Annotated in this window: 18 protein-coding genes and 1 tRNA gene; 14 read left to right on the top strand and 5 right to left on the bottom strand. The window is 64.2% G+C overall.

What is annotated here, in order from left to right; all coding sequences use genetic code 11:
• Window positions 1-61 precede the first annotated feature (61 nt).
• The gene (locus RBH77_RS04050; RefSeq protein ID WP_311030868.1) at window positions 62-4,684 is read right to left on the bottom strand and encodes a PAS-domain containing protein; all 4,623 of its coding nucleotides are present in this window, start codon (window positions 4,682-4,684) and stop codon (window positions 62-64) included.
• A gap of 279 nt (window positions 4,685-4,963) precedes the next feature.
• On the opposite strand from RBH77_RS04050, the gene RBH77_RS04045 reads away from it, so the two are divergent.
• The 12 genes from RBH77_RS04045 (at window position 4,964) to RBH77_RS03990 (ending at window position 18,127) form a co-directional block, all read left to right on the top strand.
• Entirely contained in the window at window positions 4,964-6,022 is a 1,059-nt protein-coding gene (locus RBH77_RS04045) for a YeiH family protein (protein WP_371832834.1), read from the top strand.
• A 61-nt stretch (window positions 6,023-6,083) separates the two neighbouring features.
• Window positions 6,084-6,977 carry a LysR family transcriptional regulator gene (locus RBH77_RS04040; RefSeq protein WP_311030867.1) on the top strand — a complete coding sequence of 298 codons (894 nt, stop codon included), beginning with the start codon at window positions 6,084-6,086 and terminating at the stop codon, window positions 6,975-6,977.
• A 183-nt stretch (window positions 6,978-7,160) separates the two neighbouring features.
• On the top strand, window positions 7,161-8,183 hold the full coding sequence (locus tag RBH77_RS04035) for an NAD-dependent epimerase/dehydratase family protein (protein WP_311030866.1): 1,023 nt from the start codon (window positions 7,161-7,163) through the stop codon (window positions 8,181-8,183).
• A 30-nt stretch (window positions 8,184-8,213) separates the two neighbouring features.
• Window positions 8,214-9,266: a dihydrodipicolinate synthase family protein gene (locus RBH77_RS04030; RefSeq protein WP_311030865.1), complete on the top strand. Its 1,053-nt coding sequence runs from the start codon at window positions 8,214-8,216 to the stop codon at window positions 9,264-9,266.
• Window positions 9,267-9,307: 41 nt separating this feature from the next.
• Entirely contained in the window at window positions 9,308-10,318 is a 1,011-nt protein-coding gene (locus RBH77_RS04025) for a Bug family tripartite tricarboxylate transporter substrate binding protein (RefSeq protein WP_311030864.1), read from the top strand.
• 7 nt (window positions 10,319-10,325) lie between these two features.
• Window positions 10,326-10,901, top strand: coding sequence for a tripartite tricarboxylate transporter TctB family protein (locus tag RBH77_RS04020; protein WP_311030863.1), 576 nt, complete (start codon window positions 10,326-10,328; stop codon window positions 10,899-10,901).
• 33 nt (window positions 10,902-10,934) lie between these two features.
• Window positions 10,935-12,473: a tripartite tricarboxylate transporter permease gene (locus RBH77_RS04015; RefSeq protein WP_311030862.1), complete on the top strand. Its 1,539-nt coding sequence runs from the start codon at window positions 10,935-10,937 to the stop codon at window positions 12,471-12,473.
• A gap of 16 nt (window positions 12,474-12,489) precedes the next feature.
• Window positions 12,490-13,341: a sugar phosphate isomerase/epimerase family protein gene (locus RBH77_RS04010; protein WP_311030861.1), complete on the top strand. Its 852-nt coding sequence runs from the start codon at window positions 12,490-12,492 to the stop codon at window positions 13,339-13,341.
• Window positions 13,331-14,761 carry an enolase-like domain-containing protein gene (locus RBH77_RS04005; protein WP_311030860.1) on the top strand — a complete coding sequence of 477 codons (1,431 nt, stop codon included), beginning with the start codon at window positions 13,331-13,333 and terminating at the stop codon, window positions 14,759-14,761. Before RBH77_RS04010 ends, RBH77_RS04005 begins: the two co-directional genes overlap by 11 nt.
• Before the next feature lie 74 nt (window positions 14,762-14,835).
• Entirely contained in the window at window positions 14,836-15,999 is a 1,164-nt protein-coding gene (locus tag RBH77_RS04000; RefSeq protein WP_311030859.1) for a Gfo/Idh/MocA family protein, read from the top strand.
• Between the two features lie 10 nt (window positions 16,000-16,009).
• Complete coding sequence (locus RBH77_RS03995; protein WP_311030858.1) at window positions 16,010-17,200, top strand: dihydrodipicolinate synthase family protein; 1,191 nt, start codon at window positions 16,010-16,012, stop codon at window positions 17,198-17,200.
• A 48-nt stretch (window positions 17,201-17,248) separates the two neighbouring features.
• A complete protein-coding gene (locus RBH77_RS03990; RefSeq protein ID WP_311030857.1) occupies window positions 17,249-18,127 on the top strand; it encodes a sugar phosphate isomerase/epimerase family protein in 879 nt (292 codons plus the stop codon).
• A gap of 99 nt (window positions 18,128-18,226) precedes the next feature.
• Here the strand turns inward: RBH77_RS03990 and RBH77_RS03985 are convergent.
• Window positions 18,227-18,301: transfer RNA gene (locus RBH77_RS03985), tRNA-Glu, on the bottom strand.
• 112 nt (window positions 18,302-18,413) lie between these two features.
• The gene (locus RBH77_RS03980) at window positions 18,414-18,797 is read right to left on the bottom strand and encodes a fimbrial protein (RefSeq protein WP_311030856.1); all 384 of its coding nucleotides are present in this window, start codon (window positions 18,795-18,797) and stop codon (window positions 18,414-18,416) included.
• 24 nt (window positions 18,798-18,821) lie between these two features.
• On the opposite strand from RBH77_RS03980, the gene RBH77_RS03975 reads away from it, so the two are divergent.
• Complete coding sequence (locus RBH77_RS03975; RefSeq protein WP_311030855.1) at window positions 18,822-19,856, top strand: RluA family pseudouridine synthase; 1,035 nt, start codon at window positions 18,822-18,824, stop codon at window positions 19,854-19,856.
• Between the two features lie 167 nt (window positions 19,857-20,023).
• Window positions 20,024-20,935 carry an RNA polymerase sigma factor RpoH gene (rpoH, locus tag RBH77_RS03965; RefSeq protein WP_371832833.1) on the top strand — a complete coding sequence of 304 codons (912 nt, stop codon included), beginning with the start codon at window positions 20,024-20,026 and terminating at the stop codon, window positions 20,933-20,935.
• Window positions 20,936-21,030: 95 nt separating this feature from the next.
• Here rpoH and RBH77_RS03960 read toward each other — a convergent pair whose 3' ends face one another.
• Together RBH77_RS03960 and RBH77_RS03955 are read right to left on the bottom strand one after the other, a co-directional pair.
• A complete protein-coding gene (locus RBH77_RS03960; protein WP_311030854.1) occupies window positions 21,031-22,701 on the bottom strand; it encodes a hypothetical protein in 1,671 nt (556 codons plus the stop codon).
• 62 nt (window positions 22,702-22,763) lie between these two features.
• A complete protein-coding gene (locus RBH77_RS03955; RefSeq protein WP_311030853.1) occupies window positions 22,764-24,062 on the bottom strand; it encodes an adenylosuccinate synthase in 1,299 nt (432 codons plus the stop codon).
• Window positions 24,063-24,247: the final 185 nt, after the last annotated feature.

Here is a 24,247-nt window from a genome sequence, read left to right as displayed (position 1 = left end):
TTGGAGAATCCCGCGCGCAAACGGCCTCTTTCGAGGCCGCGCGCGGAATTTTTTGCTGATCTCAGCTAGCGCTGAGCAGTACGGCGGGTTTCTCGCCGGACCAGCGCGCCACCTTTTCGAGCAGGGCCTTGGGGCTGATCGGTTTGGATAGATAGTCGTCCATGCCGGCGTCGATGCAGCGCTCGCGGTCACCTTTGAGCGCATGTGCCGTGACGCCGATGATCGGCACATGGGTTCCGCTTTCGGCTTCCAGATTGCGGATCGCCGCTGTCGCCTCCAGACCGCTCATCTTCGGCATGGAGACATCCATGAGGATCATGCGCGGCTGCATTTCGCGGTAGGCCGCGAGCGCAAGTTCGCCGTTGCCGACGATCTCGAAGCTCATGGCGGTCTCCGCCAGAATCTGGGTGAAGACCAGTTGGTTTACCTCATTGTCCTCGGCGACCAGGATGTCGAGCCGATGCTCTACCGACGCCGCGATCGCCGGTGTTCCGGTCTGTCTTGCCGATGGCGCGGGCGCCGTCCCTCCGGCTGCGCGGGAAACCGGCGAGGACGCGCCGCCGGATGAGAGAGCCGCACCCGCATGATCGGCGTCCGCCATGATGGTCGACAGGTCGGGCGCGCGATGCTTCTGCACCGCCGAGACGATCGTCTCCAGAAGGTGCGAGGAGCGGGCCGGCTTGATGAGTTGGGCGTCGATGCCAAGATCGCGATGCTGCGCGCTGGAGAGCGACTGATCGACCGAGGTCAAGAGGATGATCGGCGTATTGGCGATCCCCTTGGTCGAGCGGATGATGCGGCTGACCTCCGCCCCGGTCATTCCCGGCATCTGGTAGTCGAGCACAACGCAGTCGACGCTGATGCCGTGCTGCGCGGCCGCGTGCAGCACTTTCAGCCCTTCCTCGCCCGATTCAGCCGCGCAGGCATCGAACGACCATGAGGCCATCTGCTCGGAGAGGATGGCGCGGTTGACTGCGTTGTCGTCAACGATGAGGATGCGGGAGCCGGTGACGTCGATCGGCATAGGCTTGCGCCTGGCCGTCACCTCGCCGGTCGGCAATTCCAGGGTGAACCAGAAGGTCGAGCCCTTGCCGAACTCGCTCTCCACGCCGATCTCGCCGCCCATCATCGCGACCAGTTTGGAAGTGATGGCAAGGCCGAGGCCCGTACCTTCGTGCCGCCTGGTCGAGGATGCGTCGACCTGGCTGAACTTGTCGAACACGAGGTCGACCTTGTCCTTCGGGATGCCGATGCCGGTGTCGGTGACGTTGATGCGCAGTTTCCCGGCGCCGTTTTCTATCACGCCGTTGACGTCGACCAGCACATGGCCGGTGTCGGTGAACTTGACCGCGTTGCCCATCAGATTAGTGATGATCTGGCGGATGCGGCCGACATCGCCGACGAACATTTCGGGCAGGTCTGGATCGACCCGCACGATCAGTTCCAGATCCTTCTCCTTGGCGCGCGTGGAGACGAGCGTCGCCACATCCTCGATCGCCTCGACGAGATTGAAGGGTGCCGGATCGAGCACGAGTTGGCCGGCATCGATCTTGGAGAAGTCGAGGATGTCGTTGATGATCGTCAAAAGCGCGTTACCCGACTTCACGATGATGTCGGTGAATGTCTTCTGCTTCGGATCGAGGTCCGATTTCGCTAGAAGCTCGGCCATGCCGAGCACGCCGTTCATCGGCGTACGGATCTCGTGGCTCATATTGGCGAGGAATTCCGACTTGGCGCGGTCTGCGAGCACGGCGTTCTGCTGTGCCTCGCGCAACTCGCGCTCGCGTTCCTTCATTTCGCTGACGTCGGTGGTGGAGCCGATCAGGTAGAGCGAGCCGTCGGAAGCGGCCATGACGCTCTTGCGCGCTTCCTGATAGCGGGTCGTCCCGTCCGCGCGCGTCGCCGTCTCCTCGAAGATCTGCGGCTTGCGCGAGCGCAATACGGCGCGGTCGTCGCGCATGAAGGCTTCGCCGTCCGGGCCGAATATATCGGCATCGGTCTTGCCGACTGCCTCGCCGCACTCGACGCCGGTCAGTTTGCACCAGCCCTTGTTGACATAAGTGAGCTTGAGGTCCGTCTGCTTGGCGTAGATGGCGACCGGTACGTTGTCGATGATGGAACGGAAAAGCTCGTTCTCGCGCGAGCTTTCGCGCAGCGCTTCCTCGCGCTCCTTCAGTTCGGTGATGTCGACACGCACGCCCACGAACGATCCCTCTGGCGTGCGCGTATCGTAGACCTGATACCAGCGCCCGTCGGGATTGCGGCGCTGATAGACCGCGTGAGGCAGGTGGTATTTGTCGATCTTGCCCCTCACCCACGCCTCGAGATCGGTGTCGTAGAGCGCGTCGAGCTCGGGATCGTCGCTATGGCGGAAATAACCCGCTTCATGCGCGATCCGCATGGCATGTTCGAGCGACTGGCCCTCGACCCAGGTCGCTTCCATCCCGTGCAGCATGTCCTGCACGTTGCGGTTGGCCAGGACGAATTTGTCGTCGCGGTCGTAGATGATGACACCGGCCGGAAGCAGTTCGAGCACATTCACCAGATGCTGGCGCGCTTCCTGCGCCTCTATTTCGCGGCGGCGCATGTCGGTGATGTCGAAGATGGTGCAGGCGACGTAATCCTTGCCGCTTTCCGTGCGCACGCGGTTCTTGCGCACGACCCGCGAGCGCGGTGCGCCGTCCAGCTCGAAATCCTCCTCGCTCTCGTGGAGTTCGCCGGTTGCGAAGACCTGCCGTTCGTTTTCCTCGAATTCCCGGGCCTCGGCCGCAGGCACAACGTCGATTGCCTTCCCGCCGACGATATCGCGCGGCTTCTTGCCGAATATCGAGGCAAAGGCGTTGTTGGCGAGAACGAAATTGAGGTCCCTGTCCTTGACGAAGATCGGATTGGGCACGCTGTCGATGACCGCTTCGGCGAGCTTCGCCTTTTCGAGCGCTTCGGCGAGCGCCGCTTCGCGGTCCTTCATCTCGGTGATGTCGAAATAGGAGACCAGCCGCTTGCCGCCCGACAGTGCCGTGACGGAATAGATGAGGGTACGCCCGTCGGCGCGCTTGAACTCGCGCGGCGACACGTCGCCGGCGCGGATCTCACCCACGCGCGAGGCGACATAGTCTTCCCACCGTTCGTCCGGCAGATCGTAGATGCCGTTGTGGCGATTGATATCCATGAGCGCGCGGAAATGACTGCCGATCCCGGCCTGCTCCGGGGTCATCTTCCACTGCTCGTAGAAGGCCGGGTTGATGATCTCGGCGCACATGTCGGCATCGACCACGACGACGCCCATGTCCATCGCCTCGACGGTCCGCGTCAGGTCGAACAGGAGTTCCTCGGCCTGCCGGCTTGCCTCGGCGAGTTCCTCCTCGCGTTTCTTCATCTCCGTCACGTCGGTGCGGATGCCCATGATCCCGCCTTCCGGCGTGCGCACCTCGCGCCGCATCACCCAGCGCCCGTCGGAGAAATGCAGCATCATCTCGGCGCTCGGGCCTTCCTTGCGCCGCTTCATGGCCTCTGCGACATAGGCGTCGATATCGGTCGTGCCGATCTCCACCATGCCGAACTGGATGGCCGCACGCAGCACCGCCTCGAAGGTCATGCCCGGCCGGATATGCTCTTCCATGCCCACATGCATCTTCACATAGGCGGGATTGAACAGCACGAGCCGGTCGTCGGCGTCGTAGAGCGCGAAGCCGTCTTCCATGAGATCGAGCGCGGAGCGCAGGACTTCGGTATGCCTGGCCTGGTCGAGCGCATCCTCCAATGCCTGCTCGCGCTCCTTGATGGCGGTGATGTCGGTCCTGAGCCCGATGAACATGCCGTTGTCGAGGCGGCGATTGCGCAGATGCACCCATCTTCCGTCGTCGAGCTTCTGCTCGCGCTCGGTATAGGGCTCCCAATATTCCCCGAGGCGCTCCTTCAGCCAGCCGCCCCGCTCGTTCGTCCGCGCGGCGCTCTCGGCGCCGGGGGCATCGATGAACTGGCCGGAATCGTAGGCGCTCGCGAGCAGATCGCGAAGCGCCATGCCGGGCTCGGCGATATTGCCGATATGGGGGTAGAGTTCCGCCATGCGGGTATTGGAGAGCAGGAGGCGGTCGTCCTGGTCGTAGACCACGATGCCGGCATCGAGCGCTTCGAAGACCGCCGTCAGCAGATCCTGCGACTGTTTGAGCCGGCCGCGCATCTCATCCAGCGCATCCTGAGTGGCAAAGAGGTTCGTGACGTTCCGGCCCGTACCCTCGTAGCCGGCGAACATCCCCTTCGCGTCGAAGACCGGATAGCCGGAGACCGACAGCCAACGGCAATGGACCGGCGCGTTTGCGACCTCGTAGACGAACTCGCGAAAGGGGCGATGCGCTTTCAAATCGTCGAGATGGGCCTGATATTCCTTGTTCAGGCGGGCGGTCATCGGAAGGAAATCGAACCAGGTCCTGCCGAGCGCCTTCTTCGGCTTCATCCCGGTGGCTGCTTCAACCCCGTCGGAAAGATGGACGAAAATATGCGCCGCATCCGTCCGCCATGTCCAATCGGCACTGATCTCCAGAAGCCGATGGAAATCGGTTCCCGCCGCATCGCTTCCCGCTCGACCGGCGCCAATCCGCGTCCCCGGTTTCGATGAATCGTCTTTCCTGCCCGTACCGGCATTCGAAAGACCGTGTTCTTCTTCTTTTTCGTCCTCGAATTCCACCGGACGCGCCCCCGCGACAAACCCCGTTGTCACGGCAATGTGGACGACAAGGCTTAATGTTTGACTAACCTTAACGGACCGTGATTTCCCGCCGATCCCGGGCACTTCATCCTGTTGTTGACCCCCTATCCGGTATGGCCGGCACCGCGATCGGGCATGAGCGCAACGCGATGACAGAAACGCGCAATCGATTAAAAAACACGATCGAAGTAACCAGACCAATCTGTTGGATCGATGGAAGCGTTGCCGCCAGAAGGGTGGCGAACGATGGAGTCTCCAATGTCCGACGCAACGATCGCCGCCCTTCCCCCGAAAGAACGCACCAGCCGCGCAGCTGTCGCGGATATGGCCTACGGGCTCGCCCCCGGCCTGCTGCTCACCGTGGCGATCGCGTCACTGGCTTACGGCCTGCGGGAAATCCCCGGTGCCGACACGTTCAGCCCGATGATCCTCGCCATCCTGCTCGGCATCCTCTTTCACAACATCGTCGGCACGCCGGCGCGCGCCAGAGGCGGGGTCGCCTTCAGCCTGCGCCGCATACTTAGGCTCGCGATCATCCTGCTCGGCCTGCAACTGACGGCAAGCCAGGTCGTCGCGGTAGGCGGCACCGGCATCGGAATCATCATGGTGACGCTTGTCGCAACCTTCACGCTCACCAAGGCGATGGGCCGTGTCCTCGGCGTCGAGCGCAAGCTTGCCGAACTGATCGCTGCCGGTACGTCGGTCTGCGGCGCCTCGGCGGTGATCGCCACCAGTACCGTCACCGAAGGCTCCGACGAAGACGTCGCCTATGCGGTCGCCTGCGTCACTGTGTTCGGCACGCTTTCCATGTTCCTCTACCCGGTGCTCGGCACGCTGCTTCACCTCGACATGCACCATTACGGACTGTGGGCCGGAAGCTCGATCCATGAGATCGCACAGGTCGTCGCCGCCGCTTTCCAGCACGGCAAGGAGGCCGGCGATTTCGGCACCATCGCCAAGTTGAGCCGCGTGATGCTTCTGGCGCCGCTGGTCATCACGCTCGGCGTCATCGCTGTCCGGCGCGGCACCCACGGCGGCTTGGGCGCGAAGACTGATAGGAAGGCGCCGATGCCGTGGTTCGTGCTCGGCTTCATCGCCATGATCGGCATCAACAGTATGGACATCATTCCCGGTGCGGCGACGCATGCGGTGACGCCGGTGACGACTTTCCTTCTCACCATGGCGCTCGCCGCCATGGGTCTGGAGACCGACATCCGCAAGCTCAAGGCGAAGGGCGTGCGCCCGCTGGCGCTCGGCGCGCTGTCCTGGGTCTTCATCTCCACCTTCAGCCTTGCCCTCATCCTCGCGATCGGCTGATATCGCTTGCTCGATACCTGGGAAGCAGGAAGAGGCAGGGCGTGATCGCGAGTCGGCGGAAATGACCTTCGAGCAGCTTCGCGTCTTCATCGCCGTGGCGGAGCGGCTGCATGTCACGCAGGCCGCGAGCGCGCTTCACATGACGCAGTCGGCGGCGAGCGCCGCCGTGCAGGCCCTCGAAAACGGGCTCGGCACGAAGCTCTTCAACCGCGTCGGCCGTCGTATCGAACTCACCGAGGCGGGCCGCGTCTTCCTGCCCGAGGCGCGCGCCGTGCTGAAGCGGCTGGCGCAGGCCGAGCAGACGCTTGCCGAACTCGACGGGCTGGAGCGCGGCAGGCTGGCGCTGTGGGCGAGCCAGACGATTTCCGGTTATTTCCTGCCCCGGTTCATCGCCCGCTTCCACGAGGCGCGCCCGAAGATCGAGTTGTCGCTGGTCATCGACAATACGGCGGGCGTGGCGCGCGCGGTCGCGGCGGGCGACGCCGATATCGGTTTCGTCGAAGGGGACGTCGAGGATCCGCTTCTGGTCCGCATCGATGTCGGGGCGGACCAACTCGTGCTCGTCGTCGGCGCCGACCATCCCTTCGCCGCGAAGAGGACAGTGAAGCCTGAAGATCTGACGACCCTCAAATGGACGCTGCGTGAGCGCGGCTCCGGCACGAGGCAGATATTCGAGGACGCCGTCCGCGCCTACGGCATCGACCCCGATGCGCTCGACGTGACCCTTGAACTCCCGTCCAACGAGGCGGTCAGGAGCGCGGTGGAAGCCGGCGCCGGCGCGACGGTCATCTCGCGTCTGGTCGCCGAGGCGAAGCTGTCGACCGGCCACCTGGCCATGCTTCCGCTTGCCTTCCCCGAGCGTCGTTTCACCGCTCTTCGCCACGGCGATCGCTCGCGCTCACGCGTGGAAGCGGCGTTTCTCGATTTCGTGCGCGCCGACCTAGTCTCGATATGAGCAGCCGCGCTGCCAGCAGTCCGTTCGCCGCGGGTCCGATAGAGATGTGGACATCTTGCTGAGAAGCCGAACGGTTTGAGCTGTTAGGGTTTTGACGAGCGGCGTTGGTAGGGTAAGGGATTTCCCGGTTGTCGTCATTCACCAGACGGCCAAACCAGCAAGAAACCATTCGCGGACCAAGCCATGCCCTTACCCGATCATTTTCGCGATGTTGAACAGCTTGAGGACGTGCTGTCCCAACCATCCGAGGCGCTGATCAAGGATATCAAGAAGGCGCCCGGCACCATTATGGTGCTGGGTGTGGGGGGCAAGATGGGCCCTACCCTGGCGCGGATGGCCAAGCGGGCCGACCCGGATCGGCGCGTGATCGGGGTGGCGCGCTTTTCCGAGCCCGGCCTGCGCGAGCAATTGGAGGCACATGGCATCGGGTGCATAGCGGCCGATCTGCTTGACCAGAAGGCGCTGGCCGGCTTGCCCGACGCGCCCAACATCGTATTCATGGCCGGGCGCAAATTCGGCTCTACCGGCAATGAAGCGCTCACCTGGGCCATGAACGGTCATGTGCCGGCGCTGGTCGCACAGCGCTTCGCGCGTTCGCGCATAGTGGTTTTTTCCACGGCCTGCGTCTATCCGTTCGTCGAGACCAGCGGACCCGGCGCGCCTGAATCGTTCTCGCCGCTGTCGCCCATCGGCGAATATGCCAATTCCTGCGTGGCACGCGAGCGGATGTTCGAGTATTTTTCGCAAGCGCAACAGACGCCGGGCCGCCTGCTGCGGCTCTCCTATGCGATCGACATGCGCTACGGCGTATTGCACGACGTGGCTGAAAAAGTGCAGCGGCGCGAACCGATAGACATCAGCATGGGCTACGCGAACGTGATCTGGCAAGGCGAGGCCAATGAGCGGGCGTTGCGCGCGCTGGCACATTGCGAGACGCCGATGTCGCCGCTCAACCTGAGCAGCCCCAAAGTGTCCATCCGGGAGATCGCCGTCGGCCTCGGCCGTCGCCTGGGGGCGGAGCCCGAGTTCACCGGCTCCGAAGCGCCGAGCGCACTGCTTGTGGACTGCAGCGAGGCCGATCGGATCTTCGGCGCGCCTGAAGTCGGTCTGGAGACCATGCTGGACTGGACGGCCGACTGGATCAAGCGCGGCGGCGCCAGCCTGGACAAGCCGACCCACTACGAGGCGCGCGATGGCAAGTATTGAGGCGAGCCCCTGATGGCACACTGGAGCGACATGCCGGCCGATACGCTTGCGCTGCTGCGGCGCGGCACCGTGATCCCGGCGCATCTTCTGGCATTGGATGCCGCGCGCCAACTCGACACACGGCGTCAGCGCGCCCTGACGCGCTACTATCTTGATGCGGGCGTTGGCGGCGTGGCAGTCGGCGTGCACTCCACGCAATTCGCGATCCGCGAGACCGGGCTTTACAAGCCGGTGCTCGAACTGGCCATGCGTACCGCGGAGGAATGGACGCCGCTCGGCGGGCGCCGGCCCCTATGCATGGTCGCCGGCCTGGCGGGGCCGACCGCACAGGCGGTTGAAGAAGCCAGGATTGCCGGCGGTCTCGGATATCACTCCGCGCTGCTCAGTCTTGCGGCGCTCAAGGGCGCCAGCGAGGATGAGTTGGTGGCACATTGCCGGTCGGTGGCTGAAATGATGCCGCTGATCGGCTTTTACCTGCAGCCGGCGGTGGGCGGGCTGCTGTTGTCCGAATCCTTCTGGCGGCGTTTCGCGGCCATCGACAATGTGGTGGCGATCAAGATGGCGCCGTTCAACCGCTATCGCACGCTGGACGTGATCCGCGGCGTCGTTGCCGCACGCGCCGAGGATCGCGTCACGCTCTACACCGGCAATGATGATCACATCGTGCTCGACCTCCTGGCCCCCTTCACGTTCATGCGCAACGGCAAGCCCGTCACCGTGCGCGTGCGTGGCGGGTTGCTCGGTCACTGGAGCGTGTGGACGCAAGCCGCCGTCCAATTGTTCGAACGTATCCACAAGGCCGTCGCAGCCGGTTCCGTCGAGCCGTCCCTGCTGGCGCTGGATGCCCAGATAACCGATTGCAACGCGGCGCTTTTCGACGTCGCCAACGATTTCCACGGCTGCATCGCCGGCTGCCATGAAATCCTGCGTCGCCAGGGGCTCCTGGAAGGCATCTGGTGCCTGGATCCGGACGAAGGCCTGAGCCCGGGGCAGGCCGAGGCGCTGACGCGCATACAGAAGGATTACCCGCACTTGATGGATGATGGCTTCGTTGCTAAGAACCGCGAACGTTGGCTGTCATAAACATAATTCGCAAGCTGGTTTGCGAAGGGGGAGGAGAACCAATGCATAGACGTACATTTCTTCAGGCCACGGTAGGTGCCGCGGCGATGGCGGTGGCCCGTCCCGCAGCGGCGGAAGATGACTGGAAGCCGGAACGGCCCATCAATCTCATCGTGCCGTGGGCGGCCGGGGGATCGACGGACCAGGTGACGCGCGTCACCGCCGCCGAACTTGAAAAAATCCTCGGCCAGACCATCGTCATCGTCAACCAGCCGGGCGCCTCAGGCTCCATCGGTACGCGTAGTGCGTGGACCGCGGCCAAGGACGGCTACACCTGGACGGCCGGAGCGGCGCAGGACCTGGGCACGTACCAGACGCTGGGCTCGCTGGACGCCGGCATCAAGGACTGGAACCTGTTCCTGAACGTGGCCAACGTTTCACTGCTGGGCGTCAATGCCGATCGGCCGTGGAAGACGGCCAAGGAACTGATCGACGACATGAAGGCGCGCCCCGGCGAGATCAGCGTGGCGACCGCCGGCGTCACCTCGGCCGGGCACGCCGCCATGGACCGCATCATCAACGCCACCGGCATCAAGTACAAGGAAGTCGCCTATGACGGCGGAGCTCCCGCCGTCCTTTCTACGGTGGCAGGCGAAACCGATCTCACCACGCAGCTGGCCGTCGAGCAGGCCGACATGATCCGCGGCAAGCGCATCCGGCCGCTCGCGACCGTCGGCGCCAAGCCTCTTACCCTGGAAGGCTTCGGAGACATCCCGGCACTTTCCGACACCATTCCCAATCTGGAGGCGCCGCTCAATTATTTCGGCATCTTCGTTCCCAAGGGGGTTCCGGACAACGTGATCAAGACGTTGGAGAAGATCTGGAAGGAGAAGATACCAAGCAACGAGGCGCTGAAGAAATATGCGGCCTCGCGCGGGGCCGTCTTCGATCCGCTCTTCGGCGAGGAAGCGCAAAAGGCGGTGTTCCCGGCCATCCAGTTGAACGCATGGAGCATCTTCAACCGGGGCATGGCCAAGGTTTCTCCGGATACCGTCGGCATTCCCAAGCCTTGAGACCATCATGAACAGTGCGGAACCGACGCACGCAACCGAAATGGCCGAGCCGCAGCACGACGGGGATTCCGAAGCTGCGGCTTCGCCACGCGCCGATCTCTACGACGCCATAGGCTGGGTTATCCTCGGCGTAGTGGTCGTCGTCCTCTCGCTGCAGATGGATCGGCTTCAGGACCGGCACATCAACCCGCTGACCGTTCCCGGCCTGGTTCCGGGGCTCCTGGGCGTCGGCATGGTCATTGTCGGAGCCATACTCGGTCTGCGCAGTTGGGCGCGGGGCGCGCTGCATCAGGCACTCCCGGCCGTAGCGGAAAACGAGCGCAAACGGCGCCTGCGCGTACTGCTGGCGGTGATCCTGTGCTGCGGCTATAGTGTGGTGCTGCTCGGTCACGGATTGCCGTTCTGGGTGGCGTCCTCGATTTACGTGACCTGTTCCATCCTTGCGTTCGACCGCATGAGCTCCGATCCGGTAAAGCGCCGGATCGGCTTGCTTGCCGTCGCCAAGGCACTGCTTATCGGGGTGCTTTCTTCCGTAGCGGTCTGGCTGGTGTTCGAACGACTGTTTCTGGTGCGCCTGCCGTAGCAATTTCGCGGCGCGTTGTTTTGGGACTCCCTCATGCTGCAAGGATTGCAAGACCTGGGCTCCGCCTATCTCAGCTTCATGACACCCATGACGCTGCTTTACGGGCTGGGCGGCGCGTTCGTGGGGCTGGTCATGGGCATCCTGCCCGGCCTCTCCGCGACGCTTGCCATCGCCTTGCTGACCACCATGACGATGAGCCTGGACGGCAACGTCGCCATTCTGGTGCTGATATGTTCCTATGTCGGCGCGCTTTACGGCGGGTCGCGCACGGCCATCCTGCTCAACATCCCGGGCACCGCGGCGAATGCCGCTTCATGCGCCGATGGCTACGCGCTGGCGCAGCAGGGTCAGGCCGGCCGCGCCATCGGCATCGCGACTTCCGGCGCCGTCACCAGTACCTTGCTCGGCGTCGTTTTTCTGGCGACGCTTACGCCCCTTCTGGCAAATGTGGCGCTGAAGTTCGGCGCATTCGAATTTTTCTGGCTGGCGCTGTTCGGCGTCACCTTGTCCGGCAGCATCGTCGGCGGCGATCCTCTGAAGGGTTGGATGATGGGGCTGGTCGGGCTGCTTCTGGCCCAGGTCGGCGAGGAAAGCCTTTATGCCTATCAACGCTTCACCTTCGGGTCAGAGGCGCTGGCGGGCGGCATCGGCCTCATCCCGGCGCTGGTGGGGGCATTCGGCCTGGCCGAAGTGCTGATGGCGCTGTCCGACCCGATCGAGCGCAAGATCCACGACCTCACCGATTCCGTGCTGCCGCGCTGGCGTGACCTGATCCAGTACCGCTGGACCGTGCTGCGCTCGGGCCTGATCGGCGTGTTCACAGGCCTGCTGCCCGGAGTGGGCGAAGACGCGGGCGCCTGGGTGTCCTATGCCGCGGCCAAGGCCGTGAGCAAGGAAAGAGAGAAATTCGGCAAGGGTTCGATTGACGGGCTGATGGCCGCCGAGACCGGCGATATGTCGTCCGTGCCGGGGCACCTCGTCCCCGTGCTGTCGCTCGGCGTGCCCGGGTCGGCGCCGTCGGCGGTGTTGATGGCCGCCATGATCATTCATGGCGTGCAGCCGGGACCGATGTTGATCGTGGAGCACCCGCAATTCATCTATCACGTGGTCGCCATGACGACGCTGGCGTCGTTCGCCATCCTGCTTTTCGGCCTGTTCGGCGTGCGCCCCATGCTGCAGGTGCTGAAGGTCCCGCGCAACATCCTGATGCCGATCGTCTTCCTGCTGTGCGCGGTGGGCGCGTTTGCCGTCGCGTCGCGCCTGTTCGATATCTACGTGATGGTCGCCATCGGCATCGGCGCCTATTTTCTGCGCCGGCGCGGTTACGAGATGGCGCCGCTGGTGCTCGGGCTGGTGTTGGGTCCGTTGCTGGACAAGAGCCTTCGCCGCGGTCTGGTACTTTCCGACGGAAGCCTGGTGCCGTTTTTCACGCGGCCGATCTCGCTCGTCCTCGCGACCATCACGATTTTCATGTTCCTGCTTTACGTGCCGCAGTTCCGCAGCGCTGTCGGCCGGATAGGGAAAACCATCGCTCGCGGGGCGCGAAGCGCTTTGGGCAGGTCCAGCATTTGAGGCGCAGTTCGTTTGAATGAAGATTGCGCTTTGCAATGAGGTCCTGCGGCCAATGTCCTTCGAAGAGCAGTGCAGCCTGGCTGCGCGGCTCGGCTATGACGCGCTCGAGGTCGCGCCCTTCACCCTCAAGGACGATCCGCTGCAGATCAGCGATGCCGAAGCGAAAGAGTATGCGCGCGTCGCGCACGACCATGGCCTGACCGTTTCCGGTCTGCACTGGCTGCTGGTCGCGCCGGAGGGGCTTTCCATCGTCAGCACCGACAGGGCACAGCGCGAACGTACGGTTCGTGTCATGGAACGCATGGTGGAACTGTGCGCCGTGCTCGGCGGCCGTTACCTGGTGCATGGCTCGCCGAAGCAGCGGTCGGTGCCGGAAGGTTCGAGCGCGGCCGAGGCCTGGGAGCGCGCACGCGACTGTCTGGCGCAGGCGGCGAAGCGGGCCGAGGCCTGCCGGCTGGTCTATTGCCTCGAGCCCCTGTCGCCGCGCGAGACCGATTTCGTCAATACCGTCGAGGACGCGGTTCGCATGGTGACAGAGATCGGTTCGCCCGGCCTCAAAACAATGATCGATTGCAGCGCCGCCGGACAGGCCGAGCATGTTTCCGCGCCCGACCTGATCGAGCGCTGGGTTCCCACCGGCCATATCGCGCATGTCCAGGTGAACGATCCGAACCGGCGTGGACCCGGACAAGGAGAGATGCGGTTCGGCCCGATCCTGCGCAGCCTGCTCACGATGCAGCGTGAGGGCCGTTACAAAGGCATTATAGCTGTCGAGCCTTTCGATTACGCGCCGGACGGGCCGGGCTGCGCGGCGTATTCCATCGGCCACCTGCGCGGTATCCTGCAGGAGATCGAAAGTGACGAATGATGCGCCGCGCTTGATCGTCGAAGCCATCGAACTTTATGAGCAGCCGGTGCGATTGCGCCTGCCGTTTCGTTTTGGCGTAGTGACGCTGACGGAGTGCCCGCAGGCATTCGCGCGTGTCCGGGTGGCGCGAACGGACGGCCGCACGGCCTGGGGCGCAGCTGCCGAGCTGATGGCGCCCAAATGGTTCGACAAGAATCTCGACCTGTCCAACGAAGACAATTTCCGGCAATTGCGCACCGTGCTCCGGATGGCGCGAGCCGCCTATCTGTCCGACGCCACGCCGGCGACGGCCTTTGACCATTTCGCGCGCCATCACGATGCGCATGAAGCGGCATCCGCCGCACGAGGGTTCAATCCGCTGCTCGCCAATTACGGTCCGGCGCTGATCGATCGCGCGGTGCTCGACGCGCTCTGCCGGCTGGATGGCGTCTCGTTCTATGCGGCGATGCAAGCCAATCTGGCCGGCATTAGCGACGTGCAAAGGGAATTTTCCGGCCTCGATATCCCCGCATTCCTGCAAGGCCTGAAGCCTGTGGAAACGATTGAGGCGCGCCATACCATCGGTCTGCTCGACGCCATCACCGCGGCCGATTTGCAGCAGCGGGTCGGCGACGGCCTGCCTGAAACACTGGAGGAAGTGATCGCGGCCTATAACCACCGCTGGTTCAAGCTCAAGGTCAGCGGGAAGCAGAACGCCGACATAGAGCGACTTGGCACCATCGCGTCCGTACTCGATCGTCTCGACCACCCCTATTTCGTTTCTCTTGACGGCAACGAGCAATATGAATCCGCCGAGGCGCTGGCCGAACTGGTGGCTGCGATCCAGGCAACCCCGCAGCTGGCGCGCCTGTGGTCGTCGGTGGCCTTCATCGAGCAGCCCATCACGCGGCGGCATGCGCTCGAGGTCGACCTGCGCGGGACCGATCTCGGCAAGCCCGTGATCATCGATGAATCCGACGGCGTGCTCGATGCTTTCGTGGAGGCGCGTGCGCGCGGCTATGCCGGCGTGTCGTCCAAGACCTGCAAAGGCATTTATCGGTCGTTGCTCAACGCCATGCGCTGTTCTGTCTGGAATAGAGAGCAGGACGGCACGCACTATTTCATGTCGGGCGAGGACCTGACGACACAGGCCGGGCTTGCCGTGCAGCAGGATCTGGCGCTCGTCAACCTGCTCGGCATCACGCATGTCGAACGCAACGGGCATCATTACGTCAACGGCATGGCAGCGCAATCCGAGGCAGAACAAAACGCCTTTCTGGAGGCGCATCCCGATCTCTATGAGCGCAGCCACGGCGCCGTGCGTCTGGCGATCCATGCGGGCCGCATCCACTGCGCGTCGCTTGCCTCTCCCGGTTACGCGAGCGGTGCCGAGCCGGATTTTGCGGCCATGCGGGCGCTCGGCGAGGGGGCAGGCGCGTGACATCCATCGGCAATCCGGTTCTCGGCCACATCCCCTGCGGATGAGGCCCTAATCCTATCAGAGGGAATTTCACCATGGCCACGCAAAATCTCGGGATCATCATGCACGGCGTCACCGGCCGCATGGGGATGAACCAGCACCTGATCCGCTCCATCGTCGCCATTCGCAATGAAGGTGGGGTGTTGCTCTCGGACGGCACGCGCATCATGCCCGAGCCTATCCTGGTCGGCCGCAACGCCGAGAAGATCGAGGCGCTGGCGCGCCAATACGGGATCGCGCGCTGGAGCACCGATCTGGATGCCGCGCTTGCCAATCCCGACGACACCGTCTTCTTCGATGCCGGCAGCACGCAGATGCGGCCGGCGCTGCTGGACAAGGCGCTGAAGGCGGGCAAGCACATCTATTGCGAGAAGCCGATCGCCACGACCCTTGAGGAAGCGCTGAAGATCGCGCAGACGGCTCAAGCATCCGGCCGCAAGCACGGCGTGGTCCAGGACAAGCTGTTCCTGCCCGGCCTGCGCAAGCTGGACCTCTTGCGCCGCTCCGGCTTCTTCGGTCGCATGCTCAGCGTGCGGCTGGAATTCGGCTACTGGGTATTCGAGGGCGATCTGCAGCCCATCCAGCGGCCGAGCTGGAACTACCGGGCCGAGGATGGCGGCGGCATGATCCTCGACATGATGTGCCACTGGCGCTACGTGCTCGACAATCTGTTCGGCGAGGTGCAGTCCATCTCCTGCATGGGCGCCACCCATATCCCCGAGCGCTGGGACGAAAACGGCAAGCCCTACAAGGCGACGGCCGACGACGCAGCCTATGCGACGGCCACGCTGACGGGACATGGCGGCGAGCCCGTTATCGCGCAGTTGAACATGTCCTGGGTGACGCGGGTGCGCCGCGATGATCTGGTGACGTTCCATGTCGATGGCACGCACGGCTCGGCGGTTGCCGGCCTGCAGGACTGCTACATACAGGATCGGATGGCGACGCCCAGGCCCGTCTGGAATCCCGACGTCAAGCAGAACATGAATTTCTTCGACCAGTGGCAGAAGGTTCCGGATACCGAAAGCTTCGACAACGGCTTCAAGATCCAGTGGGAGCATTTCATCCGCCACGTGGCCGAAGACGCTCCGTATCGCTGGACCCTCGGTGAAGGCGCCAAGGGACTGCAACTCGTCGATCTGGCGATCCAGTCGTGGCGTGAGCGGCGCTGGATCGACGTGCCGGCGCTGCCGCTTTGAGGGACCGGCCATGACATCGACACTCGACCTCCCCAGGCTGGACGGTACGCTTGCACCCTATACCCTGCGCGGCAACGCGCCAGTGGACGCGGCGAAGGCGTTGGGCCGGAATTTCAACCGCATCGCCTATTCGGCCGCCCATGTCGTGGCCGATCCGCTCGCGGCGGTCGATCCCTGGCTGGAGGCCGCCATCGACTGGGACGCCACCATCGGCTACCGGCGGCACCTCTGGTCGCTCGGTCTCGGCGTGGCCGAGGCCATGGATACGGCACAACGCGGCATGGGCCTCGACTGGCCGACCTCGCTGGAGCTTATCCGGCGCTCACTGGAAGCGGCGAAGGACATGCCGGGGGCGCTGATCGCATCCGGCTGCGGCACCGATCACCTGGCGCCGGAGGCGGCGCGCTCGATCGACGACGTGATCCGCGCCTACGAAGAGCAGATGGAAGCTATAGAAGCGCTCGGCGGCGGCCTGATCATAATGGCCAGCCGGGCATTGGCGCGCATGGCCAAGGGACCGGAGGATTATCGGAAGGTCTACGGTCGCATCCTCGAACAGGCCAGGCAGCCGGTCATTCTTCATTGGCTGGGCGAGATGTTCGACCCGGCTCTTGCCGGCTATTGGGGCACATCGGATATCGACGCCGCGATGGACACGGCGCTGGCAGTGATCGAGGCGCATGCCTCGAAGGTCGACGGCATCAAGATCTCGCTGCTCGACAAGGACAAGGAAATCGCCATGCGCCGGCGCCTACCCGAAGGCGTGCGCATGTATACCGGCGACGATTTCAACTATGCCGAACTCATCGCCGGCGACGGCGTGGGACAATTGCCGACTCACGGACACAGCGACGCCCTGCTCGGCATTTTCGATCCGATCGCCGCGGCGGCGAGCGCCGCGCTGGCCGAACTGGCCGCGGGCAATGTCGAGCGGTTCCATGCCATTCTGGGGCCGACCGTGCCGCTGTCGCGCCACATCTTCCAGGCGCCCACACGCTTCTACAAGACCGGCGTGGTGTTCATGGCCTGGCTGAACGGCCAGCAGTCGCATTTCACCATGGTCGGCGGCCAGCAAAGTGCCAGAAGCCTGGTCCATTTCGCCGAACTGTTCCGGCTTGCCGACGCCGCCGACCTGCTTCAGCGGCCGGAATTGGCGATGCATCGCATGCGCACGCTGCTTGCGCTCCACGGCGTCGAGTAAGCGCTTCGACAATAGAGGCTCGCTGCAATCAAACCGGGGTAGATGAAAATGCGTGACTTCAGCGGCGACCATCGATGGCTGTCCATTAACACCGCCACGGTGCGTTTCAGCCAAGGGCGGGCGGTATCTTTAGACGCCATCCTGGATGCGTACGCCAAGCGGGGTATTCGCGCCATATCGCCATGGCGCGATCAGGTCGCAGCCGCCGGCCTGACGGCAATCTCGCGTCAGGTGCGCGCCCTTGGCTTCGAACTCTCGGGCTACTGCCGGGGCGGCATGTTTCCGGCGGCGGACGAAGCGGGGCGGCAGGCGGCGGATGACGACAACAGGCGCGCGGTCGACGAAGCATGCGAATTGGGCGCGGCCTGCCTGGTTCTGGTGGTCGGCGGCCTGCCCGGCGCATTGGAGGGCCATGCGGCGCACAAGGACATCGGCCTGTCGCGGCGGCAGGTGGAAGACGGCATAGGCCGCTTGCTGGAGTATGCACGTTCGGCCGGCATGCCTCTCGCCATAGAGCCGCTGCACCCCATGTACGCGGCCGACCGGGCCTGCATCAACACGATGGAACAGGCATTGGACGTGTGCGATGCGCTCGACCCCGAAAGCACAGGCGCGCTCGGGGTCGCCTGCGACGTCTACCATGTCTGGTGGGACCCCAAGCTGGAGGCCCAGATCGCGCGGGCTGGGCAGCAGCGATTGCTCGCCTTCCACGTCTGCGACTGGCTGACGCCGACACGCGATCTCCTGAACGATCGCGGCATGATGGGCGACGGCGTGATCGACATTCCGCGCATTCGCGGCTGGGTCGAGGGGCAGGGATTCGCCGGCTACAGCGAGGTCGAGATTTTCTCGACCGGGAACTGGTGGAAGCGTGATATCGCCGAGACGCTCGATACCTGCATCGCGCGGCATAAGAGTGCCGTATAGGGATCACGTCATCGGGATTGCCGGCGATAAGACCCGGCCCGAACAGGCCGCCACGGCAATGGTTCTGCCGTGCTTGATGTTCGCAGTTTTGCAGGAAGTTGGTACGCCCAAGGGGAATCGAACCCCTGTTTGCGCCGTGAGAGGGCGCCGTCCTGACCGCTAGACGATGGGCGCAGCCGAAACCGCCATATACGTTGGAAGCGCAGCGAATGCAACCGTTGCCGTCAGCTTGCTGGAGTGCATTTTGCCCGCCCATGGAAGCAGGCGCGGGCAATCCGCGCCGGCATCATTCAGCCTTCACGGCATAGGTGCCGAGCGTGCGTCCCGCGCCCAGATCGTAGAACAGGAACGAACGGCTTCCATCGGCCAGTTCGAGGCCGAGCAGGACCTCCTTGCCGGACAGCGTCTGGGAAACGATGCGCGCGCCGGCCGGTATGGCGATCGTGCCGCTGACCGCATCCGCGCCTGAAGGCGGCCTGATCTGCGCTTCTTGCCCCGCCGCCCTTTTGGAGGCATGGCTACTCTTGTAGATGAACCCGCCGATCACCGCCGCGAAGGCGACGAACAGGATGGCGAGATTGACGATCATGAAGCGCAGCAACTTCCGCCGCACGCGCTCGACTTCGGGATCGAGAGGTTTTTCGTCGTCGTTCGATTGCGGTACGGCCATGTCTAGCTATCCGGGCGCTGGCGTATGAACGATCCTGATAGCCAAGCCGGCGGCGCAAGGAAAGTGCTTGAGGTCGAAGAGGACGCCGCCGGCACGCGGCTCGACCAATGGCTGGCGAAGCAGCTGGCGCCCGAATTATCGCGCAGCCGTATCCAGACGCTCATCCGGGAAGGAGCGGTGTCGATCGGCGGCTCGCCTGTTCTGGAAGCCAGGGCGAAGGTCGCGGCCGGCTTCGTTGTCGAGGTCAACGTGCCGCCGCCGGAACCGGCGGAGCCGGAAGGCGAGGCGATCCCGCTCGACATCCTCTTCGAGGACGACGAGCTGGTCGTCGTCAACAAGCCGGCCGGCCTGGTTGTCCATCCCGGCGCCGGCAACTGGAGCGGCACGCTGGTCAACGCGCTGATCGCCCATTGCGGGCCGAGCCTTTCGGGCATCGGCGGGGTCAGGCGGCCCGGCATCGTGCACCGGCTGGACAAGGACACGAGTGGTGTGCTTGTCGTCGCCAAGACCGACCATGCCCATCGCGAGCTTACGGCTGCCTTCGCCGACCATGGCCGTTCGGGCGATCTGGAGCGTGCCTATCAGGCGCTCGTCTGGGGAACGCCGCCGCGCCCGACAGGGACGATCGACACATTGCTCGGACGCTCCGGCCGCGACCGCACCCGCCAGGCCGTGGTGTCCGAAAGCCAGCCGGATGCGCGCCATGCGGTGACGCATTACACGATACGGGAGCGCTTCGGCGAGGAGCCGGACGCCACGGCGCTCGCCTCGCTGGTCGAATGCCGGCTCGAGACCGGCCGCACGCACCAGATCAGGGTGCACATGGCCCATATCGGCCATCCGCTGGTCGGCGACCGCGACTACGGCGCGGCTTTTCTCAGCAAGGCGAACCGGCTTTCCGAGCCGCTGAAAGGCCTGGTTTCCGGCTTCGGGCGGCAGGCGCTGCATGCCTGGCTCCTTGCATTCCGCCACCCGACCACCCATATGTTGCTTCGATTTGAGGCACCCATGCCCGAAGATATGGCGCGACTTCTGGCCGCTTTCCGTGCGATGGAATGAGCGCCAGCCATGCACTCCGGTACGATCCGATATGTCGTTCGGGGGATGGTGTAATTTCGCCTGATTCCTACTTATATATGGAGTAGTCGGCTGCGCCGCGAAGGCGGGCAGCCTGCATGAAGCCTGCCCGTTCGGGAGGCGTACAGCTAATGAAGGGAGGGTGCTTTATGGCCCAGAATTTACCCAGTATCGTTTCCGGCGAAGGCGGTCTGTCGCGGTATCTCGAGGAGATACGCCGCTTTCCCATGCTGCAGCCGCAGGAAGAGTACATGCTCGCCAAGCGCTACAGCGAACATGCCGACACCAATGCCGCGCACAAGCTCGTGACCAGCCATCTGCGCCTCGTGGCGAAGATCGCGATGGGCTATCGCGGTTATGGCCTGCCGATCGGCGAGGTCATTTCCGAAGGAAATGTCGGTCTCATGCAGGCCGTGAAGAAGTTCGAGCCGGAGCGCGGCTTCCGGCTGGCGACTTACGCCATGTGGTGGATCAAGGCCTCGATCCAGGAATATATCCTGCGTTCCTGGAGCCTCGTGAAGATGGGAACCACGGCCAACCAGAAGCGGCTGTTCTTCAACCTGCGCAAGGTGAAAGGCAAGATCCAGGCGCTCGACGACGGCGACCTGAAGCCGGACCAGATCAGCGAGATCGCGACGAGGCTGAACGTCAGCGAGGACGAGGTGGTTTCCATGAACCGCCGCCTCTCGGGCGACGCCTCCCTCAACGCGCCGATCCGCGCGAGCGAGGGCGAATCCGGCGAATGGCAGGACTGGCTGGTCGACGACCGCGAAAGCCAGGAGGACATGCTGGTCGAGCAGGACGAGCTTGAAAACCGGCGCGGCATGCTCGGCGAGGCCCTGACCGTGCTGAACGACCGCGAGCGCCGCATCTTCGAGGCCCGCCGTCTTTCCGACGAGCCGATGACGCTGGAGGAGCTTTCCGGTGAGTTCGGCATCAGCCGCGAGCGCGTCCGCCAGATCGAGGTCCGTGCGTTCGAGAAGGTGCAGGATGCGGTGAAGGCGGCCGCCAAGCGGCAGGCGCAATCGCTTCGCACCATCGAGGCCGAAGCACGCCCGTAACGGAAAAGGGCCGTCGACACGGCCCTCTTGCTCTTACGGTCTTCCTTCCAGATAGCGCGCCTACAGGCGCGCTATTTTTTGTACCGTAACCGGCCTCAGCCGCTGGAGCCGTTGGCGGGGGCCGGCTTGTTCGCGTCCCCTGCGCCATTGTCATCTGCCGGCGCCGGCGTCTCTTCCTGGCCGATCGGCGTCTGCTCCCAGGCGTTCAGCACGTCGTCGAAGACCTTGTCGCCGGGAATGCCTTTTTCGAGCGTCATCAGCGCCCGGCGGCCGGATTTGTAGACGACCGGTATGTCGATCCAGCTTTCGCGGCGGAGCAGCGTCGTGTTCGTCTCGATTTCCGCCTTGCCGTCGTTCAACGCCAGCAGGAAATAACCGTCCGCGATCTTGGCGGGGATACCGATGACCGGGCTTCCGGGCGCCTGCTCGGTATCCTTCATGGCCATCCTCAGCACGCTGTCGATGCCGCCGCCCTCGAAATTGTCAGGCGTCAGGAAGATCAGTTCCACGATATGGCTGGCCGGCAGCGTCTTGTCGCCGTTGCGGCGGATGGTGATGCGCAATTGCAGGTTCTTGGCGGGGATGGTCGCTTCGCCGCGGATGGCCGGTTCGGCCGGCAGGTCGCCGCCCGGCGATTCCTTCACCAGCGACCAGACGATGGTTCCCGTATTCGCCGATCCCTCCTCGGTATTCGTCCGTTCCTCGTAGAAGATCGCGCGTTGGGCTACCGGAACCGGTGCCTTGTCGGCACCGGGCGCCGGAGCGGCCGGTGCATTCTGCCCGGCCGGCGGGTTGGCTTCGCCAGGTGTCGCGGCCGCGACCGATGTACCCTCGCCGATCTTTGTTTCGCCGGTTGCCGGTCCCGGATTGGATTCCGTGCCGTCGGCTGCCAGCCTCTGAGTGAATTTGGTGACGGCAGCCGGCGGGGCGCCCGCATCGGCCTGCTTGTCGTCCTTCGCACCGCCTTCGGCGGGAGGTGTCGTCGTCGGCTTCTGGTCGGCCTTCTTCGCGGCGGCCGTTTCTTTCGCCGGGGCGGGTTCAGTGGTGGCGACCTTTTTCGGCGCCTGCTGGACCGTACGCGCGAATTCCGGAAGCTGCACGCCCAGCGCAGAGGCGATGTCCGCACGCTTGAACCAGGCGCCATAGGCGGCGCCGGCGATGACGATCAGCGCCAGGAGCGTGATAAGCAGGCCAGCGCCCCTGCGCCGCCTCGGGGCGGGAGGGGCGATCTCACCGGAGAAAGTGTCCTCGTCCGGCTCCAGGAAGAAAGAATTGGGATCGGCTGGTTGCTTCTGAGGCGTTTCGACGGATGCCGCAATCGCTGCGGGCGCGGGTTTAGACAATGGCGACGCCGGCTTCTGCGCCCCCGACAAGGCCGAGGGCATGGTGACGGCGGGATGTTCCGGCGGCCGGTTTGCAAGGGCGGCCGGCTCCGGCATCGCCGGTTTTGGCGCCACCGGTTCGGGCGGCTTCGGCGCAGTCCTGGGCTTCGGATCGCTGAGGCTGGCAAAGATCGCCTCGAGATCGTCCGAGGGCTCCTCGCCCTTGGCTTCGGCGGCGCTGTATTCCGCCTCGACCGTCCGGATCGCGTCTTCCAATGCCTTCTTCTGCCGCTCCGCGACGGCAACCGGCGGAGGCGGATTTATCTGGCTGAGCTTGGCCGCGATGGTCGTCCGGGCCTTGTCATAGACCTTGCGGCGAACGTCCGGATTCGCTTCGTCGAGACCGTCGATGGTCTTTTTCAGAACCGCGACAAAATCTGCCATTCGTTCAGATACTTTCCATTTGCGTCGGCTCCCGCGCGAAGCAACGGGGGCGATATTCGAAACTAATCGTGAAACGGATCGGTCACAAGGATTGTGTCATCCCGCTCCGGGCTTGTCGAAAGAAGCGCAACCGGCGCGCCGATAAGCTCTTCTATATAGCGAACATACTTTACCGCCTGAGCGGGAAGTTCGCTCCAGCTCCGCGCGCCGCGGGTCGTCTCCTGCCAGCCCTCCAGCGTTTCGTAGATCGGCTCGACCCTCGCTTGTGCGCCCTGGCTCGCCGGCAGATAGTCTATTGTTTCGCCGTCCAGCCGGTATCCGGTGCAGACCTTTATCTCGGCAAGGCCGTCGAGCACGTCGAGTTTGGTCAGCGCGATCCCGTTGATGCCGTTGACCGAGACGGCCTGCCGCACGAGCACGGCGTCGAACCAGCCGCAGCGGCGCTTGCGGCCCGTGACGACGCCGAACTCATGACCGCGCGTGCCGAGGAACTCGCCGATCTCGCCCGTATCCTCGGTCGGGAACGGCCCTTCGCCGACGCGGGTCGTGTAGGCCTTGGTGATGCCGAGCACGTAGCCGATGGCGCCGGGGCCGAGGCCGGAGCCGGAAGCCGCCTGCCCCGCGACCGTATTGGAGGAGGTCACGAACGGATAGGTGCCGTGATCGATGTCGAGCAGCGTGCCCTGCGCGCCCTCGAAAAGGATGCGCTCGCCGGCACGGCGGCGCTCGTCGAGGATCTTCCAGGTCCTGTCGGCGAAGGGCAGGATACGGTCGGCCACCGAACTCAACTCGTTGAGGATCGCATCCCCGCCGACTTCCGGATGGCCGAGGCCGCGGCGCAGCGCGTTATGATGCGTGAGCAGGCGGTCGATCTTGGCCGGAAGCGTATCCAAATTCGCCAAATCCATTACCCGGATCGCACGGCGGCCGACCTTGTCTTCGTAGGCGGGACCGATGCCCCGGCGCGTCGTGCCGATCTTCGTGCCGGAATTCGAGGCGGCGTCCTCGCGGTAACCGTCCAGTTCCCTGTGAAGAGAAAGGATTAGCGCGGTGTTTTCGGCAATTTTCAGGCAGTCCGGCGTAACGCGCACGCCGAGTTCCTCCAGCCGCGCGAGTTCGGCCACAAACGCATGCGGGTCGAAGACGACGCCGTTTCCGATCACGGAAAGCTTGCCCGGGCGCACCACGCCGGAAGGAAGGAGCGACAGCTTGTAGCTGACACCGTCGATGACCAGCGTATGGCCGGCATTGTGGCCGCCCTGGAAGCGCACCACCACGTCGGCGCGTTCCGACAGCCAGTCGACAATCTTGCCCTTGCCCTCGTCGCCCCATTGCGAGCCGACGACAACCACATTTGCCATGATCGATCCTTGCGCGTGCCGGCCTTCCGGCTTCCGTTGAAAAAATACACGCCTCTATAACCGCAACGGCCGGCATGCGCGACTTTTCTTTCAGGCGAAGCGAAGTGCCGGTTTCACACCGCATGTTCCAGTGAAGGCCAAGAATTCTGGACGCTGGTACATTTACGCCCGGGGATATTGCCCCT

This window comes from Mesorhizobium koreense (genome assembly GCF_031656215.1).
GTDB classification, from domain to species: domain Bacteria; phylum Pseudomonadota; class Alphaproteobacteria; order Rhizobiales; family Rhizobiaceae; genus Mesorhizobium_L; species Mesorhizobium_L koreense.
Note: the sequence above shows the minus strand (reverse complement) of the source record. Positions and strands in the feature narration are given on the sequence as shown.

Bases quoted from the DNA above. Each gene is read 5' to 3' on its own strand.
- RBH77_RS04025 (WP_311030864.1), top strand. From the start codon at position 9,308: ATGCATAGACGTACATTTCTTCAGGCCACGGTAGGTGCCGCGGCGATG.
- RBH77_RS04030 (WP_311030865.1), top strand. From the start codon at position 8,214: ATGCCGGCCGATACGCTTGCGCTGCTGCGGCGCGGCACCGTGATCCCG.
- RBH77_RS03980 (WP_311030856.1), bottom strand. From the start codon at position 18,797: ATGGCCGTACCGCAATCGAACGACGACGAAAAACCTCTCGATCCCGAA.
- RBH77_RS03960 (WP_311030854.1), bottom strand. From the start codon at position 22,701: ATGGCAGATTTTGTCGCGGTTCTGAAAAAGACCATCGACGGTCTCGAC.
- RBH77_RS04045 (WP_371832834.1), top strand. From the start codon at position 4,964: ATGTCCGACGCAACGATCGCCGCCCTTCCCCCGAAAGAACGCACCAGC.
- RBH77_RS03975 (WP_311030855.1), top strand. From the start codon at position 18,822: ATGAACGATCCTGATAGCCAAGCCGGCGGCGCAAGGAAAGTGCTTGAG.
- RBH77_RS04020 (WP_311030863.1), top strand. From the start codon at position 10,326: ATGAACAGTGCGGAACCGACGCACGCAACCGAAATGGCCGAGCCGCAG.
- RBH77_RS03995 (WP_311030858.1), top strand. From the start codon at position 16,010: ATGACATCGACACTCGACCTCCCCAGGCTGGACGGTACGCTTGCACCC.
- RBH77_RS04010 (WP_311030861.1), top strand. From the start codon at position 12,490: ATGAAGATTGCGCTTTGCAATGAGGTCCTGCGGCCAATGTCCTTCGAA.
- RBH77_RS03990 (WP_311030857.1), top strand. From the start codon at position 17,249: ATGCGTGACTTCAGCGGCGACCATCGATGGCTGTCCATTAACACCGCC.
- rpoH (WP_371832833.1), top strand. From the start codon at position 20,024: ATGGCCCAGAATTTACCCAGTATCGTTTCCGGCGAAGGCGGTCTGTCG.
- RBH77_RS04015 (WP_311030862.1), top strand. From the start codon at position 10,935: ATGCTGCAAGGATTGCAAGACCTGGGCTCCGCCTATCTCAGCTTCATG.
- RBH77_RS04000 (WP_311030859.1), top strand. From the start codon at position 14,836: ATGGCCACGCAAAATCTCGGGATCATCATGCACGGCGTCACCGGCCGC.
- RBH77_RS03955 (WP_311030853.1), bottom strand. From the start codon at position 24,062: ATGGCAAATGTGGTTGTCGTCGGCTCGCAATGGGGCGACGAGGGCAAG.
- RBH77_RS04040 (WP_311030867.1), top strand. From the start codon at position 6,084: ATGACCTTCGAGCAGCTTCGCGTCTTCATCGCCGTGGCGGAGCGGCTG.
- RBH77_RS04035 (WP_311030866.1), top strand. From the start codon at position 7,161: ATGCCCTTACCCGATCATTTTCGCGATGTTGAACAGCTTGAGGACGTG.